Origin of the sequence: Solibacillus faecavium (genome assembly GCF_014836905.1) — a bacterium.
Taxonomy (GTDB): Bacteria; Bacillota; Bacilli; order Bacillales_A; family Planococcaceae; genus Solibacillus; species Solibacillus faecavium.
In genome coordinates this window covers 133,451-148,633 of sequence record NZ_JACSPZ010000008.1, presented here as the reverse complement: position 1 = coordinate 148,633, position 15,183 = coordinate 133,451, and the positions used below count along the sequence as shown (strand labels likewise).

25 protein-coding genes are annotated in these 15,183 nt (G+C 39.0%); all 25 read right to left on the bottom strand.

The annotated features are described in order from the left end of the window. Positions 1 to 48 precede the first annotated feature (48 nt). The 25 genes from secY to H9635_RS15140 all read right to left on the bottom strand — a co-directional run bounded on the left by secY (position 49) and on the right by H9635_RS15140 (position 15,090). Positions 49 to 1,344: a preprotein translocase subunit SecY gene (gene secY, locus H9635_RS15260; protein ID WP_191701167.1), complete on the bottom strand. Its 1,296-nt coding sequence runs from the start codon at positions 1,342 to 1,344 to the stop codon at positions 49 to 51. Continuing rightward, on the bottom strand, positions 1,344 to 1,784 hold the full coding sequence (rplO, locus tag H9635_RS15255; RefSeq protein WP_191701166.1) for a 50S ribosomal protein L15: 441 nt from the start codon (positions 1,782 to 1,784) through the stop codon (positions 1,344 to 1,346). Before rplO ends, secY begins: the two co-directional genes overlap by 1 nt. 33 nt (positions 1,785 to 1,817) lie before the next feature. Beyond that, positions 1,818 to 1,997: a 50S ribosomal protein L30 gene (rpmD, locus tag H9635_RS15250; RefSeq protein WP_008406936.1), complete on the bottom strand. Its 180-nt coding sequence runs from the start codon at positions 1,995 to 1,997 to the stop codon at positions 1,818 to 1,820. A gap of 14 nt (positions 1,998 to 2,011) precedes the next feature. Further along, positions 2,012 to 2,512 (bottom strand): 30S ribosomal protein S5, encoded by a 501-nt coding sequence (rpsE, locus tag H9635_RS15245; protein ID WP_191701165.1) that lies wholly within the window; start codon positions 2,510 to 2,512, stop codon positions 2,012 to 2,014. A 21-nt stretch (positions 2,513 to 2,533) separates the two neighbouring features. Further along, the gene (gene rplR, locus H9635_RS15240) at positions 2,534 to 2,893 is read right to left on the bottom strand and encodes a 50S ribosomal protein L18 (protein ID WP_191701164.1); all 360 of its coding nucleotides are present in this window, start codon (positions 2,891 to 2,893) and stop codon (positions 2,534 to 2,536) included. 41 nt (positions 2,894 to 2,934) lie between these two features. Further along, positions 2,935 to 3,474, bottom strand: a complete 540-nt coding sequence (gene rplF, locus H9635_RS15235) for a 50S ribosomal protein L6 (protein ID WP_191701163.1) — start codon at positions 3,472 to 3,474, stop codon at positions 2,935 to 2,937. Between the two features lie 31 nt (positions 3,475 to 3,505). Next, positions 3,506 to 3,904, bottom strand: coding sequence for a 30S ribosomal protein S8 (gene rpsH / locus H9635_RS15230; protein WP_008406947.1), 399 nt, complete (start codon positions 3,902 to 3,904; stop codon positions 3,506 to 3,508). A gap of 30 nt (positions 3,905 to 3,934) precedes the next feature. After that, positions 3,935 to 4,120 carry a 30S ribosomal protein S14 gene (gene rpsN / locus H9635_RS15225; RefSeq protein WP_008406949.1) on the bottom strand — a complete coding sequence of 62 codons (186 nt, stop codon included), beginning with the start codon at positions 4,118 to 4,120 and terminating at the stop codon, positions 3,935 to 3,937. Between the two features lie 21 nt (positions 4,121 to 4,141). After that, on the bottom strand, positions 4,142 to 4,681 hold the full coding sequence (gene rplE, locus H9635_RS15220; RefSeq protein WP_191701162.1) for a 50S ribosomal protein L5: 540 nt from the start codon (positions 4,679 to 4,681) through the stop codon (positions 4,142 to 4,144). Between the two features lie 28 nt (positions 4,682 to 4,709). Beyond that, entirely contained in the window at positions 4,710 to 5,018 is a 309-nt protein-coding gene (rplX, locus tag H9635_RS15215) for a 50S ribosomal protein L24 (RefSeq protein WP_191701161.1), read from the bottom strand. Positions 5,019 to 5,055: 37 nt separating this feature from the next. Further along, complete coding sequence (rplN, locus tag H9635_RS15210; RefSeq protein ID WP_008406955.1) at positions 5,056 to 5,424, bottom strand: 50S ribosomal protein L14; 369 nt, start codon at positions 5,422 to 5,424, stop codon at positions 5,056 to 5,058. A 45-nt stretch (positions 5,425 to 5,469) separates the two neighbouring features. Further along, positions 5,470 to 5,733: a 30S ribosomal protein S17 gene (rpsQ, locus tag H9635_RS15205; protein ID WP_008406957.1), complete on the bottom strand. Its 264-nt coding sequence runs from the start codon at positions 5,731 to 5,733 to the stop codon at positions 5,470 to 5,472. 18 nt (positions 5,734 to 5,751) lie between these two features. Next, a complete protein-coding gene (gene rpmC / locus H9635_RS15200) occupies positions 5,752 to 5,952 on the bottom strand; it encodes a 50S ribosomal protein L29 (RefSeq protein WP_008406958.1) in 201 nt (66 codons plus the stop codon). Beyond that, positions 5,942 to 6,376, bottom strand: a complete 435-nt coding sequence (rplP, locus tag H9635_RS15195; protein ID WP_008406960.1) for a 50S ribosomal protein L16 — start codon at positions 6,374 to 6,376, stop codon at positions 5,942 to 5,944. The genes rpmC and rplP overlap by 11 nt, the downstream gene beginning before the upstream one ends. A gap of 1 nt (position 6,377) precedes the next feature. Next, positions 6,378 to 7,034 (bottom strand): 30S ribosomal protein S3, encoded by a 657-nt coding sequence (rpsC, locus tag H9635_RS15190; RefSeq protein WP_191701160.1) that lies wholly within the window; start codon positions 7,032 to 7,034, stop codon positions 6,378 to 6,380. A 3-nt stretch (positions 7,035 to 7,037) separates the two neighbouring features. After that, positions 7,038 to 7,382 carry a 50S ribosomal protein L22 gene (rplV, locus tag H9635_RS15185; protein ID WP_191701159.1) on the bottom strand — a complete coding sequence of 115 codons (345 nt, stop codon included), beginning with the start codon at positions 7,380 to 7,382 and terminating at the stop codon, positions 7,038 to 7,040. Positions 7,383 to 7,404: 22 nt separating this feature from the next. Then, a complete protein-coding gene (gene rpsS, locus H9635_RS15180) occupies positions 7,405 to 7,683 on the bottom strand; it encodes a 30S ribosomal protein S19 (RefSeq protein ID WP_004233637.1) in 279 nt (92 codons plus the stop codon). Positions 7,684 to 7,743: 60 nt separating this feature from the next. After that, positions 7,744 to 8,574, bottom strand: coding sequence for a 50S ribosomal protein L2 (gene rplB / locus H9635_RS15175; RefSeq protein ID WP_191701158.1), 831 nt, complete (start codon positions 8,572 to 8,574; stop codon positions 7,744 to 7,746). A 42-nt stretch (positions 8,575 to 8,616) separates the two neighbouring features. Further along, positions 8,617 to 8,901 carry a 50S ribosomal protein L23 gene (gene rplW / locus H9635_RS15170; protein WP_008406966.1) on the bottom strand — a complete coding sequence of 95 codons (285 nt, stop codon included), beginning with the start codon at positions 8,899 to 8,901 and terminating at the stop codon, positions 8,617 to 8,619. Continuing rightward, positions 8,901 to 9,524: a 50S ribosomal protein L4 gene (gene rplD, locus H9635_RS15165; protein WP_191701157.1), complete on the bottom strand. Its 624-nt coding sequence runs from the start codon at positions 9,522 to 9,524 to the stop codon at positions 8,901 to 8,903. The genes rplW and rplD overlap by 1 nt, the downstream gene beginning before the upstream one ends. Positions 9,525 to 9,550: 26 nt before the next feature. Continuing rightward, entirely contained in the window at positions 9,551 to 10,180 is a 630-nt protein-coding gene (gene rplC, locus H9635_RS15160; RefSeq protein WP_191701156.1) for a 50S ribosomal protein L3, read from the bottom strand. A 53-nt stretch (positions 10,181 to 10,233) separates the two neighbouring features. Continuing rightward, a complete protein-coding gene (rpsJ, locus tag H9635_RS15155; protein WP_008406970.1) occupies positions 10,234 to 10,542 on the bottom strand; it encodes a 30S ribosomal protein S10 in 309 nt (102 codons plus the stop codon). A gap of 369 nt (positions 10,543 to 10,911) precedes the next feature. Continuing rightward, on the bottom strand, positions 10,912 to 12,231 hold the full coding sequence (locus H9635_RS15150) for a Na+/H+ antiporter family protein (protein WP_191701155.1): 1,320 nt from the start codon (positions 12,229 to 12,231) through the stop codon (positions 10,912 to 10,914). Positions 12,232 to 12,356: 125 nt separating this feature from the next. Beyond that, on the bottom strand, positions 12,357 to 14,309 hold the full coding sequence (locus tag H9635_RS15145) for an ABC transporter permease (protein ID WP_225231332.1): 1,953 nt from the start codon (positions 14,307 to 14,309) through the stop codon (positions 12,357 to 12,359). Between the two features lie 19 nt (positions 14,310 to 14,328). Next, positions 14,329 to 15,090: an ABC transporter ATP-binding protein gene (locus tag H9635_RS15140; protein WP_191701153.1), complete on the bottom strand. Its 762-nt coding sequence runs from the start codon at positions 15,088 to 15,090 to the stop codon at positions 14,329 to 14,331. Between the last annotated feature and the right edge of the window lie 93 nt (positions 15,091 to 15,183).

The window sequence follows — 15,183 nt, the reverse complement described above, 5'->3', positions numbered from 1 at the left end:
TTTACAACATAAGCCGGCAAGGAAACGTAAATGTTTCCTAAACCTGCATTATTTCATAAATCCTTTATAATGGCGTTTTACTAATTGAGACTCTAATTGTTTCATCGTTTCAAGTGCAACACCAACTACGATAATCATACTTGTTCCCCCGATTTGAGCCGAAGCTGGCAGGTTCATAAAGTTGATGAATAGAATTGGCATGATTGAAATGACTACTAAGAATAGAGCACCAACAAATGTTAAACGATAAAGAACTTTTGTTAAGTAAGCTTGTGTGTCATTACCTGGGCGAATACCCGGGATATAAGCACCTTGCTTTTTCAAGTTATCTGCCACATTTTCCGGATTCACTTGAATGAATGCATAGAAGTATGTGAAGGCGATAATTAACGCAACATAGATAATCATCCCAATAGGTTTAGTATAGTCAAACGCATTAGTGATGAATGCAGTTACATTATTATCTCCAAAGAATGTTGCTAAAGTTTGTGGAGTAACAATAAACGCTATTGCAAAGATTACCGGAATAACCCCTGCAGCATTTACTTTTAACGGTAAATGCGTTTGCTGTGCCCCAACTTTAGGTGAATTCCCAGCAACTCGTTTTGCATATTGAATTGGAATTTTACGCAACGCTTGTTGAATATATATAACTCCAACTACAACAGCTAGTAGCACTAAAACTAGTAAAGCTAAGATAGCAATATTAATAAATAATTGATCCCCAGCTCCATCAATTTGTTGTGCATACACTTGGTTTACTGCGTTAGGAATCGCAGCTACGATACCAGCGAAGATAATGATTGAAATACCATTACCAACACCATATGCAGTAATTTGTTCAGATAACCACAATAGGAATGCTGTACCTGCTGTTAACACGACAGAAATCGTTAAGTACGATTGAATACTAGTATCCGTAATCAATGATCCACCATAAAATTGGTTAAAACCAAAACTCATAGCGAAAGATTGAATAAATGCTAGTACAATTGTGAAGTAACGAGTGAATTGAGCCAACTTGCGTCGACCTACATCACCTTGTTTCGCCCATTCTGCAAACTTAGGAACGACATCCATTTGAAGTAACTGGACAATGATTGAAGCAGTAATGTATGGCATAATCCCCATCGCAAAGATAGAGAAGTTTGCTAATGCACCACCGCCAAACGTATTAAGGAAACCTACTAAGCTGAACTCATCAGTTGCCTTTAATACATCTGCGTTAACATTTGGTACCGGGATGAATGTCCCGATACGAAAAATGATTAACATTAATAGTGTGAAGATGATTTTATTTCGTATATCTCGAACGCGCATAAAGTTAGAGATTGTCTGAAACATTAGATCACCTCAGTTGTTCCGCCAGCGTTCTCAATTGCTTCTTTTGCAGAAGCAGAGAATTTGTGAGCTTTAACATTAAGCTTAACGCTTAACGTACCATGACCTAGAATCTTGATTCCAGCTTTTTCATTGCTCACGATACCAGTTTCTAGTAATAATGCAGGTGTTACTTCTGCACCATCTTCAAAACGGTTTAACGCATCAAGGTTAACGATCGCGTATTCTTTACGATTAATGTTCGTAAAGCCACGTTTAGGTAAACGACGGAAAAGTGGGTTTTGACCCCCCTCAAATCCTGGGCGAACGCCGCCGCCAGAACGAGCGTTTTGACCTTTATGACCTCTACCAGAAGTTTTACCGTTACCAGAACCGATACCACGACCAACGCGGTTACGTACTTTACGTGAACCTTCTGCTGGTTTTAACTCATGAAGTTTCATTTGGGTGGCACCTCCTTGTTCGTATAATTGAAATTAAATTTCTTTAACAGTAACTAAGTGAGCTACTTTTGTAATCATCCCGCGGATAGCAGCATTATCTGCTTGTTCCACAGTTTGGTTTAATTTACGTAATCCTAAAGCCTCAACAACTTTGCGTTGGTTTGGTTTAGTACCGATGACAGATTTATTAAGGGTAATTTGTAATTTAGCCATTATAATTCCCCCCCTTATCCTAATAACTCTTCCACTGATTTACCGCGTAGTTTTGCTACATCTTCTACACGTTTTAATTCAGTTAAACCTGCTACAGTTGCACGCACCATGTTAATTGGTGTGTTTGAACCAAGAGATTTTGAAAGAATATCAGTAATACCAGCTAGTTCTAGTACGGCACGTACTGGACCACCAGCGATAACTCCTGTACCAGGAGCTGCAGGTTTAATTAAGATTGAACCTGCACCGAAGCGACCTTGCACTAAGTGTGGAGTAGTTCCACCCACGCGTGGTACTTCGATTAAGTTTTTCTTCGCGTCTTCAACAGCCTTACGGATTGCATCTGGAACCTCTTGGGCTTTACCAGTACCAAATCCTACATGGCCATTTTTATCTCCTACTACTACTAGAGCAGAGAAGCGGAAGCGACGACCACCTTTAACAACTTTAGCAACACGGTTAATTGTAACTACGCGTTCTTCAAGTTCTAATTTGTTTGCGTCAATGCGACTCATGAAGTATGTCCCTCCTTCTTATTAAAATTCTAAGCCGTTTTCACGTGCAGCTTCTGCTAAAGCTTTTACACGTCCGTGATATAAGTAACCGCTACGGTCAAATACTACTGTAGTAATATTTTTTTCAGCAGCGCGTTTAGCGATTGTTTCACCGATTTTAGCAGCAGCCTCAATGTTTGCGCTCATACCCTCGAAACCTTTTTCTTGAGTATTAGCAGAAACTAAAGTTACGCCAGCTACATCGTCGATTAGTTGTGCATAAATGTTCTTGTTAGAACGGAATACGTTTAAACGTGGACGTTGTGCAGTACCCGAAATTTTAGAACGAACACGCCCATGACGTTTTTTACGAACTTGATTTTTATCTTGTTTCGTAATCACAGTGGTCACTCCTTTCAATTATTAATGCGATTTAAGCCGCATTATTTACCTGTTTTACCTTCTTTACGACGAACGAATTCGCCTTCGTAACGAATACCTTTACCTTTGTATGGCTCTGGTGGACGAACGTCACGAATGTTAGATGCTAATGCACCAACACGCTCTTTAGAAATACCTTTTACGATGATCTTAGTGTTCGAAGGAACTTCGACCTCTAAACCTTCTTCAGGTGTAAACTCTACTGGATGAGAGTAACCTACGTTCAATACAAGCTTGTTGCCTTGTAATTGAGCACGGTAACCTACACCGATAAGTTCTAGAGAACGAGTGAATCCTTCAGAAACACCAGTTACCATGTTAGCTAATAACGCACGAGTTGTACCGTGGTTAGTACGGTGTTCTTTAGAATCAGAAGGACGAACAACAGATAGGATGTTGCCTTCTTGCTCGATTTTCATATCTTGGTTGAATTGACGAGTTAATTCGCCTTTTGGACCTTTAACAGTAACAACGTTGTCAGTACCGACTTCGATTGTAACGTTTGCAGGTACCTCGATAACTTTTTTACCTACGCGAGACATTTATATTGCACCTCCGTTCTTTTCTTACTAATTACCAAATGTATGCTAAGATTTCTCCGCCAACTTGTTTAGCGCGAGCTTCTTTGTCAGTTAATAAGCCGTTTGAAGTAGATACTAAAGCGATACCAAGACCGTTTAATACTTTAGGTACTTCGTTTGTTTTAGCATATACACGTAAACCTGGTTTAGAAATACGTTTAAGACCAGTAATAACACGCTCGTTCTCTTTACCATATTTTAAGAAAATACGGATGATACCTTGCTTGTTGTCTTCTACATATTCTACATCACGTACGAAACCTTCACGCTTTAAAATTTCAGCGATCTCTTTCTTTACGTTAGAAGCAGGAACTTCTAACTTCTCGTGACGTACCATGTTCGCATTACGAATGCGTGTAAGCATATCTGCAATCGGATCAGTCATTGTCATGAAAATTTACCTCCTTCCCAAATTAGGGGATTACCAGCTGGCTTTTTTAACGCCAGGAATTTGTCCCTTATATGCAAGTTCACGGAAACAAATACGGCAAAGTTTAAATTTGCGGTATACAGAGTGTGGACGGCCACAGCGTTCACAACGTGTATATTCTTGAACTTTAAATTTTTGCGTGCGTTGTTGTTTAACGATCATTGATTTTTTTGCCACGTCTTCGCCCTCCTTATTTTATTACTTTTGGAACGGCATACCGAACTGTGTTAATAACTCGCGAGCTTCTTCGTCAGAATTCGCAGTAGTTACGATCACGATGTCCATACCGCGTACTTTTGAAACTTTATCGTAATCGATTTCTGGGAAAATTAACTGCTCTTTAACACCTAATGTATAGTTACCGCGACCGTCGAATGCTTTTTTAGAAACACCACGGAAGTCACGTACACGTGGAAGTGCAACAGAAATTAATTTATCCAGGAATTCATACATACGCTCACCGCGTAATGTAACTTTAGCACCGATCGCTTGACCTTCACGTAAACGGAAACCTGCGATAGATTTTTTCGCTTTAGTTACAACTGGTTTTTGACCAGTGATTGTTGTTAATTCTTCAACAGCTACATCAAGAGCTTTAGAGTTTTGAACTGCGTCACCAACACCCATGTTGATTACGATTTTGTCTACTTTAGGCACTTGCATTACTGATTTATATTCGAACTTGCTCATAAGAGCAGGTGATACTTCATTTAAATACTTTTCTTTTAGGCGGCTCATGTGTGTACCTCCCTTCTCATTTTACTTATTAGTCGATTACTACACCTGATTTTTTTGCAACACGAACTTTTTTGCCATCTTTGATCTCAATACCTACACGAGTCGGCTCGCCAGATTTAGGATCGATTAGCATTACGTTCGAAACGTGGATTGCAGCTTCTTGAGATACAATTCCACCTTGTGGGTTAAGTTGGTTAGGTTTAACGTGTTTCTTAACGATGTTTACACCTTCAACAAGAACGCGGTCTTGTTTAGGGAAAGCAGCTAAGATTACGCCTTCTTTACCTTTGTCTTTACCAGTAATTACTTTTACTTTGTCGCCCTTTTTAACATGCATTATGTGTCGCACCTCCTTGATTGGTACTGTCATGAAATTAAAGAACTTCTGGAGCTAAAGAAACGATTTTCATGAAGTTGCCATCACGTAATTCACGTGCAACTGGTCCGAAAATACGAGTTCCGCGTGGTGATTTATCATCTTTGATAATTACGCAAGCATTCTCATCAAACTTAATGTAAGTACCGTCTTTACGACGTGCACCTGATTTTGTGCGAACGATAACAGCCTTAACAACGTCGCCTTTCTTGACAACGCCACCTGGTGTTGCTTTCTTAACTGTACAAACAACGATATCACCGATGTTAGCAGTTTTACGTCCAGAACCACCAAGAACTTTAATTGTTAAAACTTCACGTGCACCTGAGTTGTCAGCAACTTTCATACGACTTTCTTGTTGAATCACTTAGGTTACCTCCCTTCGGAAATTTTATTTTATTCCGAAATGTTATTAAATAATAACCGCTTTTTCTACAACTTCAACTAAACGGAAGCGTTTAGTAGCTGATAGCGGGCGAGTTTCCATGATACGTACGATATCACCGATATTCGCAGTGTTTAGCTCATCATGAGCCTTAAACTTTTTCGAGTATTTTACACGCTTGCCATAAAGCTTATGCTTTTTATGAGTTTCAACTAATACAGAAATTGTTTTATCCATTTTGTCTGAAACGACACGGCCCGTGTAAACTTTGCGTTGGTTACGCTCAGTCATACATAAAACCCTCCTTTATCAGTTATTTGCACTGATTTCTCTTTCACGAATCACAGTTTTCATACGTGCGATCGCTTTGCGAACTTCACGGATGCGAGCTGTGTTTTCTAATTGACCAGTCGCCAATTGGAAGCGAAGGTTGAAAAGCTCTTCTTTCAGTGATTTCACTTTTAATTCAATTTCATTAGTGGCAAGGTCACGGATTTCATTAGCTTTCATTAGATTCACCACCAGTTTCTTGACGTTTTACAATCTTACATTTCACAGGAAGTTTGTGTGATGCTAAACGAAGTGCTTCACGTGCTACCTCTTCAGATACACCAGCGATTTCGAACATTACTTTTCCTGGTTTTACTACTGCTACCCAACCTTCAGGAGAACCTTTACCAGAACCCATTCGGACTTCTAGAGGCTTTTTCGTGTAAGGCTTATGTGGGAAGATTTTGATCCAAACTTTACCGCCACGTTTCATGTAACGAGTCATTGCGATACGAGCAGATTCGATTTGACGGTTAGTGATCCAAGATGCAGTTGTAGCTTGTAAGCCAAACTCACCAAAAGATACTTCTTTACCGCCCTTCGCTTCTCCACGCATGTTACCACGGTGTTCACGACGATATTTTACGCGTTTAGGTAATAACATTTTATTTGCCTCCTTCCACAGAGTTCTTTTTAGTAGGAAGGACTTCACCACGGTAGATCCAAACTTTTACGCCTAGTTTACCATAAGTAGTGTCTGCTTCAGCATGTGCATAATCAATGTCAGCACGTAATGTATGAAGTGGAACAGTTCCTTCGCTATAGTGTTCAGCACGCGCGATGTCAGCGCCACCTAAACGACCAGATACTTGTGTTTTAATACCTTTTGCACCAGCGCGCATTGTGCGTTGGATTGATTGTTTTTGAGCACGACGGAATGATACGCGGTTCTCAAGTTGACGAGCGATGTTTTCAGCTACTAATTTAGCGTCAAGATCTGCACGTTTAATTTCAATAATGTTAATATGCACACGTTTACCAGTTAAATCAGTTAAATGTTTACGTAAGTTTTCAACTTCCGTACCACCTTTACCGATAACCATACCTGGCTTCGCAGTGTGAATAGTAATGTTCACGCGATTTGCAGCGCGTTCGATTTCTACTTTAGATACAGATGCATCTTTAAGTTTAGTTTCGATATATTTACGTACTTTGATATCTTCGTGTAATAAGTTTGCGTAATCTTTCTCAGCGAACCACTTAGATTCCCAGTCACGAATAATACCAACACGTAGTCCTATTGGATGTACTTTTTGACCCACGGATTAAACCCCCTTCTTCTCAGATACCACAATAGTAATGTGGCTAGTACGTTTGTTAATTGCCGATGCACGACCTTGGGCACGTGGACGGAAACGTTTTAATGTTGGACCTTCATCAACAAAGATTTCAGATACAACTAAGTTATTAATATCTAACTCGTAGTTGTGTTCAGCGTTAGCGACTGCAGATTTTAATACTTTCTCAACGACTGGAGACGCCGCTTTTGGAGTATGACGTAAAATTGCAACTGCTTCACCAATTTGCTTGCCTCGAATTAAGTCTACTACTAGACGAACTTTACGAGGAGCGATACGAACTGTACGAGCGATAGCTTTAGCTTGTGTCATTAGGATTTACCTCCTCTCAAAATTAGCGTCTTGTTTTCTTGTCATCTGCACCGTGACCTTTATAAGTACGTGTCGGTGCGAACTCACCAAGTTTGTGACCTACCATATCTTCTGTCACGTATACAGGAACGTGTTTACGTCCATCATATACAGCGATTGTTAAACCGATGAAGTTTGGGAAGATAGTAGAACGGCGAGACCAAGTTTTAATAACTTGTTTTTTCTCAGAAGCCTCTTGTGCTTCCACCTTTTTCATTAGGTGGTCATCAACAAAAGGTCCTTTCTTTAAGCTGCGACCCATTTAGGAACCTCCCTCCGTGATACGACCACGGCTCTCAAACTGAACCGTAGTATTACCACTTTATTTTTTACGTCCGCGAATAATAAATTTAGATGATTTATTTTTCTTTTTACGAGTTTTGAAACCAAGAGTTGGTTTGCCCCATGGTGTCATTGGTGATTTACGTCCGATTGGAGAACGTCCTTCACCACCACCGTGTGGGTGATCGTTAGGGTTCATTACAGAACCACGAACTGTTGGGCGTTTACCTAACCAACGAGAACGACCTGCTTTACCGATGTTGATAAGTTCGTGTTGTTCGTTACCAACTTGACCGATTGTTGCACGGCAAGTAGCAAGAATTAAACGTACTTCACCAGATTGTAAGCGAACGATTACGTACTTATCTTCACGACCTAATACTTGCGCAGAAGTACCAGCTGAACGTACTAATTGTCCACCTTTACCAGGTTTCATTTCGATGTTATGGATTGTTGTACCCATTGGAATGTTTGCTAATGGTAAAGCGTTACCTACTTTAATATCCGCTTCTGGACCTGAATAAATAGTGTGACCTACTTCAAGACCTTTCGGAGCTAAGATGTAACGTTTTTCACCGTCAGCATAGTTAATTAAAGCGATGTTCGCAGAACGGTTTGGATCGTACTCGATTGTAGCAACGCGTCCTGGAATGCCGTCTTTAAGACGTTTAAAATCGATAACACGGTATTGTTTCTTGTGACCGCCACCGTGATGACGAACAGTAATTTTACCCTGGTTATTACGACCAGCTTTACGTTTAGTCGGTTCTAATAAAGACTTTTCAGGTTTATTAGTAGTGATTTCAGCAAAGTCAGATGATGTCATGTTACGACGTCCATTTGAGGTTGGCTTATACTTTTTAATCGCCATTTGTTTTCCCTCCTTCTTAAAGGTTACTTTATAAATTAGAAATTAGATTTCGAATAATTCGATTTCTTTTGAATCAGCAGTTAATTTAACAATCGCTTTACGACGTTTGTTAGTGTATCCACCGAATTTACCAACGCGTTTGAACTTACCTTTGTAGTTCATAACGTTTACTTTCTCAACTTTAACGCCGAAGATTTCTTCAACAGCATCTTTAACTTGAGTTTTGTTAGCGCGAGTGTCTACTTCGAAAGTATACTTTTTCTCTGCCATAATTTCTGAAGAACGCTCAGTAATGACCGGACGTTTTAAGATATCACGTGCTTCCATTATCCAAGCACCTCCTCAACTTTTTTTACAGCATCTTGAGTGAATACAACTTTATCATGACCTAATAAGTCTAATACGTTGATTCCTTCAGCTGTTAACACTGTAACACCAGGGATGTTACGAGCAGACAAAATTGCGTTTTCGTTAACTTCAGAAGTTACGAATAATGCTTTTTTGCTGATTTCTAATGCAGCTAATACTGCTTTGAAATCTTTTGTTTTTGGTGCATCAAATGATAATGCATCAAGTACTACTAAGTTTTGCTCTAATACTTTCGTAGATAAAGCAGACTTAATCGCTAAGCGACGAACTTTTTTAGGTAGTTTGTAAGCGTAACTACGTGGAGTAGGACCGAATACAACACCACCGCCACGCCATTGTGGAGAGCGGATCGAACCTTGACGAGCACGACCAGTTCCTTTTTGACGCCATGGTTTACGACCACCACCAGCAACTGCTGAACGGTTTTTAACTTTGTGATTACCTTGACGTAGAGATGCGCGTTGTGCAACAACTGCGTCGAATAATACAGCTTCGTTTGGTGTGATTCCGAAAATCGCATCGTTTAATTCGATTTCACCAACTGAAGCACCTGTTTGACTAAGTACTGAAACCTTTGTCATTCCTGTTTCCTCCTTTCTTGAGAAAATTATTTAGATTTAATAGCAGTCTTAACTGTTACTAATGCTTTTTTAGAACCAGGAACATTACCTTTAACAAGTAGTAAGTTGCGCTCTGCATCAACCTTAACGATTTCAAGGTTTTGAATAGTAACAACTGTGCCACCCATTTGACCAGGTAATTTCTTTTGTTTGAATACGCGGTTCGGAGCTACTGGACCCATTGAACCTGGACGACGGTGATAACGAGAACCGTGAGACATAGGGCCGCGAGATTGACCATGGCGTTTAATAACACCTTGGAAACCTTTACCTTTTGTTACACCTGTTACATCGATTACATCGCCTTCAGCGAAAATTTCTACCTTGACTTCTTGACCAACTTCGTAAGCTGCAGCATCTAAGTTGCGGAACTCACGGATGAAGCGCTTAGGAGCAGTGTTTGCTTTAGCTACGTGTCCTTGCTCTGGTTTGTTAGAAAGCTTAATACGCTTGTCTTCAAAACCAAATTGGATCGCTTCGTAACCATCAGTTTCAACAGTTTTCTTTTGTAAAACTACGTTTGGAGCAGCTTCGATAACTGTTACTGGGATTAAATCGCCGTTTTCAGCAAAGACTTGAGTCATGCCAATTTTTCTACCTAAGATTCCTTTAGTCATTTGTCACACCTCCTGTAAATTTTGAGAAAAAGATTTATATTGTGTTTTTACCATTAAAGTTTGATTTCGATATCAACGCCAGATGGTAAATCAAGCTTCATTAACGCATCAACAGTTTGTGGTGTCGGGTTAACGATGTCGATAAGACGTTTGTGTGTGCGCATTTCAAATTGCTCACGAGAATCTTTGTACTTATGAACCGCACGTAAGATCGTGTATACAGATCTTTCAGTTGGTAGTGGGATCGGACCCGATACTCCAGCACCTGAACGTTTCGCAGTTTCAACGATTTTCTCAGCAGATTGATCAAGGATACGGTGATCATACGCTTTTAAACGAATACGAATTTTTTGTTTTGCCATTACTTTCCCTCCTTCTCGCCTATTTTCTAGACATTCTCCACGAAAATTTCTCCTACACACCGCCATGGCAAAGCGGCCGGGTGTGTCGGCAACCTCTCGCTTCATCGCAGTCAAAGACCAACATTCAACATTATATACAATAAAAAAGAAGTTCGCAAGTGTTTTAGCAAAATTCTTTTAAATAATGTTTCGTTCTTTGTTTTTAATTAAATGCGTTCGCTCTTTTTGAGCCGTTTTCTAGTATATAAGAGTATTAACTTGAAAGCAACTATTAAGAGAAGAATCTATTTTAAATAAAATATTCAGAAAATACAATTGTTTTGTTTAACTAAAAAAAGCCACTTTCAATTAAATGAAAGTGGCGACATACTATAGGAAGAAAACAACTGCAATCCATCCAAAAATGATTTGCGGTATATTATAGAAGATAAATGTTGGAACACACGTATCCCAAATGTGGTTATGCTGACCATCCACATTTAGCCCTGCTGTCGGTCCTAGCGTTGAGTCGGAAGCTGGTGAACCAGCGTCTCCTAGTACACCTGCAGTACCAATTAGACAAATAATCGCTAATTCACTTAGACCTAGTTCCATTGCAATCGGAACAAAGATTGCTGCGATGATCGGTATTGTTGCAAATGAAGAACCAATTCCCATTGTTACGATTAAACCGACAATGAGCATTACTAATACAGCAATACTTACATTCCCATTAAAAATAGTCATCGCTCCAGTAACTAATGTTTCTACATCCCCTGTTGCATTAATCACTGCTGAAAAGCCATTTGCTGAAATCATTACAAAGCCGACGAATGCCATCATGCGCATACCATCCGAAAGAACTTCGTCGGCTTCTTTCACTTTTAATGCACCTGTTATATACAAAACCATAATACCGACAAGCGACCCGATAATCATTGAATCAGTCATAACTTGCACTATTATAGAAGCAATTAATGCAACTACAGCAAACAGTATATGTAATGTATTTACTTCTTTATCTAAACTACTCGTTACTTCTACTTTTAAGTCATCATATTGACGTGGTTTACGGAAAGCAAAAAATGCGCCGATAAGACCTACTGCCATTCCCACTGCTACGAAAGCCATCGCCTTTGGAACATCACTTAAAGAAATTTCAAGACCAGCTAAACCAAGCTGTTCCACGATTATACCTTGATAAAGTAAGCCGAAGCCTGCAGGAATAAACATATAGGGCATAACTAAACCAAATGTTAAAATACATACAATTAAACGACGATCGATTTGCAGCATGTTCATTACTTTAATCAGTGGTGGAACGATTAATGGTATGAAAGCAATATGCACTGGAATTAGGTTTTGCGACATAATGGCCATCGCTAGTAATACTAGGAAGATCAATGCTTTCGCGGCACCTTGCTTTTGTGAGTCGCCCTCACGTTGTACTACTTTTAAAATTGCCTTTACTAGCACTTCTGGTATACCTGTACGGGATATGGCCAATGCGAAGCCTCCAAGTAGTGCATAGCTCAACGCTATATTTGCACCGCCTCCTAGTCCCCCTACAAAGGCTTCTATTGTATCAGTTAAATTTAATCCTCCAACAAGACCACCAATGACAGCCCCTACTGTTAGAGATAAAACGACATTTATACGCAGTAGGCTTAAAATAAGCATAACCCCAACCGCTATTAAAACAGCATTCATGTTGTACACTTCACTTTCGTCTGCTAAATTACTAATGTGTTAAAGTTACAAGAAATCTACTATCGAGTCAATATTTTAGGACAAAATAAAACCGTCAATTAAGAAAAAATTGACGGTTTTGAGTATTATAAAGCTTGTTTAATTATTTTTTTGTAATAACTGATCGTTAATGATGCAAATATAATATACATCGCAATATATAAACTCATTGTAATTAGAAGTGGGGTTGTCATTTCTGTACCGAATAAAAACCAGCCTGATTTTACAGCATAATAGCTGTGCAGTAAGCCAATAAGCAATGGAACACCAAAATTAAATAGCTGCTTCATCATAATGCCACGTAATAATTCATCCTGTGTGAAACCAATTTTACGGAGAATTCTATATGATTCTGCCTCTTCATCTGCCTCAGACATTTGTTTAAAGTAAAGAATACTACCTGTGGCAAGTAAAAAAGCCAAGCCTAAAAATGCTGTTGTAAAAATTGTTGTACCGTAAAGATTTAAATTGTATTCAACCGTGGACTGCTGTGAACTTAATTTATTTACTGTACTGCCTTCATGAGATTCAAATAATACATTCGCACCTGTCTGTTTATAAAGCTTTTCCACCTGCTTATATGTTTCTTCATCGGCATTTGTTAAATTAATCGTTGTTTGCTCTTGTGTTGAATAACCAATTGCGTATTCGCTATTTAATTGTTGCAGCTGATTAAAAACACTATCCTCAACAACAACAATAAATCCACCTGCCGTAACCCTCCATGCTAGTACAGCTGTATCATTCACTTCTTGAATACGTAGCGGGAATTCACTTTCCTGATGTAAAAGAGTTAAGTCATTCGGTGCTTCAATTGGCATTATATTCGATTGAAAGCCGCTGAAGCCTGTAATAATTGCCTCACCTTTGTTGAGCTGTACTTCAGGATCAAGCTGGTGATAATCTGAAAGCGGAAGTATCAAGGCATCTGATAATGTATTACCTTGAAACATACCTATTACATCACCTGAAAGTATTGTAGCCAAATCAAATTGTGCACTTGTTAATCTAAACGTTTTTTGTTCAAATGCTATTCCTTCTTGCTCAAGCGCCTGAATGAATGGCTCTTCACGCCCATCTACAGCTATATAATCTGCCGGCACTTCATCCTCTGCAGAACTACTAGCTGAATAATAGCTAATATACGAAAGTGTTGTTATTGCAAGTGACACCGCTGTTAATACTGTAATAAGCGTTAAGGATTTAGCATTACCTTTCATTCGATGCATAATTGGTGTAAGTGCCAGTACATCCGTTAAATTTAAATGTCCCTTTTTTGTAAGACGGAATAAATTCAACAAAAATGCTACTGAAAAACGAAACACTAGATATGTGCCGCCAATTGTAGTCGCTAAAATAACAACCATGCTTACAAATAAATTTGTCGTTTGCCCTGTAAACAATACAGTACTTCTATAATATCCATAAATTATTAAGCCGAGGCCAATCGCCCCCATCATCATCGGGAATACACTAAAACGTTTTACACGCTCATCTGCTTGTTTAGAAGCATTAAATAAAGAAAGTAAACTTGTTTTACGAACTATAAACGCCATTTGAACTAAAATAATAACTAATAAAATCCCAAATACCATCAAAGTATTTACAACCGCTACTTTACTAAAAGTCATTGTTACTACTGCATCAAATTGCAAAAGTTTCAGCAAAATCATTGCGAACAGTCGTGAGCTCAGTAACCCTAATACCATTCCGATACTTACTGCTCCGATAAATAGTAATATATTTTCAAAGGCAATTAAGCGTGTTACAAGTCCTTTTGTCATACCGATAAGCTGGTACAGACCAATTTCCTTGCTCCGGCGCTTAATGAATAAGTGATTGGCATAAAGCACAAAGAATAACACAATAAAATACAGCATATACGATGCAGCTTCAAAACCTGATGAAGCTGTACCGCTCGCTTTTGTTGCTGCGATGATCGATTCATTATATTGTAATGTTACAAAAGAGAAAAACAGTGTCACACTAAAAATTAGTGCAAAAAAGTATAAATAATAGTGACGCATGTTTTTTTGCATACTTTTAAAAACGAGCTGACTAAGCTTCACCTTGCTCACCGCCTAAAACACTTTGCGTATTTAAAATTTGTTGGAAAAATTCTGTGCGGGATTTATCGCCCTTGTACAACTCCGTATAAATTTGACCATCTTTTAAAAACAGTACACGTGAACAGAAACTTGCCGCGACTGCATCATGTGTAACCATCATAATCGTTGCATTTTTTGCTTCATTAATTTCCGATAAATTATCGAGTAGTGCAGTAGCTGTCTTTGAATCAAGTGCTCCTGTTGGCTCATCGGCAAATACTAACGAAGGATTAGATATTAGTGCACGTGCAGCAGATGTACGCTGTTTCTGACCACCTGAAATTTCATTCGGATACTTCGATAAAATATCCGAGATACCCAAAATGGATACGAGATCCTGCAACCGTTTTTCTGCAGCCGCTTTTGGAATAGAGCTAAGCGATAACGGTAATAGAATATTTTCCTTCACAGTCAATGTGTCGAGTAAGTTATAGTCTTGGAATATAAAACCGAGCTCGTCGCGTCGAAATTTTGCTAGTGTACGCTCTTTCATCCCTTGTAACTTTTGCCCGTTAATTTCCACAAATCCATCTGTTACTTGATCTATTGAACAAAGTACATTTAATAACGTTGTTTTCCCTGAACCTGAAGGACCCATAATCCCAACAAATTCACCTTTTTCTACTTCTAAATCAATCCCCTTTAATACTTCCTGTGCAAGCGAACGCTTACCGTATGTTTTTCGAACTTTACGTGCGATTAGAATACTCATTGTTCCCATCCTTTCTTGTTATGTTCATTTTACAAGTTCTGCCCTATTTAATCGTTTGATTTACATGACAAAAACGCTCGGTAAATGACAAGT

Bases quoted from the DNA above. Each gene is read 5' to 3' on its own strand.
- rpmC (WP_008406958.1), bottom strand. From the start codon at position 5,952: ATGAAAGCTAATGAAATCCGTGACCTTGCCACTAATGAAATTGAATTA.
- rplV (WP_191701159.1), bottom strand. From the start codon at position 7,382: ATGACACAAGCTAAAGCTATCGCTCGTACAGTTCGTATCGCTCCTCGT.
- H9635_RS15150 (WP_191701155.1), bottom strand. From the start codon at position 12,231: ATGAATGCTGTTTTAATAGCGGTTGGGGTTATGCTTATTTTAAGCCTA.
- rpsE (WP_191701165.1), bottom strand. From the start codon at position 2,512: ATGAGTCGCATTGACGCAAACAAATTAGAACTTGAAGAACGCGTAGTT.
- rplD (WP_191701157.1), bottom strand. From the start codon at position 9,524: ATGACAAAGGTTTCAGTACTTAGTCAAACAGGTGCTTCAGTTGGTGAA.
- rplB (WP_191701158.1), bottom strand. From the start codon at position 8,574: ATGGCGATTAAAAAGTATAAGCCAACCTCAAATGGACGTCGTAACATG.
- rpsH (WP_008406947.1), bottom strand. From the start codon at position 3,904: ATGACAATGACTGATCCGATTGCAGATATGCTTACACGCATTCGTAAT.
- rplF (WP_191701163.1), bottom strand. From the start codon at position 3,474: ATGTCTCGCGTAGGTAAAAAAGTTATCGAGGTACCTGCAAACGTTACA.
- secY (WP_191701167.1), bottom strand. From the start codon at position 1,344: ATGTTTCAGACAATCTCTAACTTTATGCGCGTTCGAGATATACGAAAT.
- rpsJ (WP_008406970.1), bottom strand. From the start codon at position 10,542: ATGGCAAAACAAAAAATTCGTATTCGTTTAAAAGCGTATGATCACCGT.
- H9635_RS15145 (WP_225231332.1), bottom strand. From the start codon at position 14,309: ATGCAAAAAAACATGCGTCACTATTATTTATACTTTTTTGCACTAATT.
- rplP (WP_008406960.1), bottom strand. From the start codon at position 6,376: ATGTTATTACCTAAACGCGTAAAATATCGTCGTGAACACCGTGGTAAC.
- rpmD (WP_008406936.1), bottom strand. From the start codon at position 1,997: ATGGCTAAATTACAAATTACCCTTAATAAATCTGTCATCGGTACTAAA.
- rpsS (WP_004233637.1), bottom strand. From the start codon at position 7,683: ATGGGTCGCAGCTTAAAGAAAGGACCTTTTGTTGATGACCACCTAATG.
- rplX (WP_191701161.1), bottom strand. From the start codon at position 5,018: ATGCATGTTAAAAAGGGCGACAAAGTAAAAGTAATTACTGGTAAAGAC.
- rplE (WP_191701162.1), bottom strand. From the start codon at position 4,681: ATGAGCCGCCTAAAAGAAAAGTATTTAAATGAAGTATCACCTGCTCTT.
- rplO (WP_191701166.1), bottom strand. From the start codon at position 1,784: ATGAAACTTCATGAGTTAAAACCAGCAGAAGGTTCACGTAAAGTACGT.
- rpsQ (WP_008406957.1), bottom strand. From the start codon at position 5,733: ATGACTGAGCGTAACCAACGCAAAGTTTACACGGGCCGTGTCGTTTCA.
- rplW (WP_008406966.1), bottom strand. From the start codon at position 8,901: ATGGAAGCACGTGATATCTTAAAACGTCCGGTCATTACTGAGCGTTCT.
- rplC (WP_191701156.1), bottom strand. From the start codon at position 10,180: ATGACTAAAGGAATCTTAGGTAGAAAAATTGGCATGACTCAAGTCTTT.
- H9635_RS15140 (WP_191701153.1), bottom strand. From the start codon at position 15,090: ATGAGTATTCTAATCGCACGTAAAGTTCGAAAAACATACGGTAAGCGT.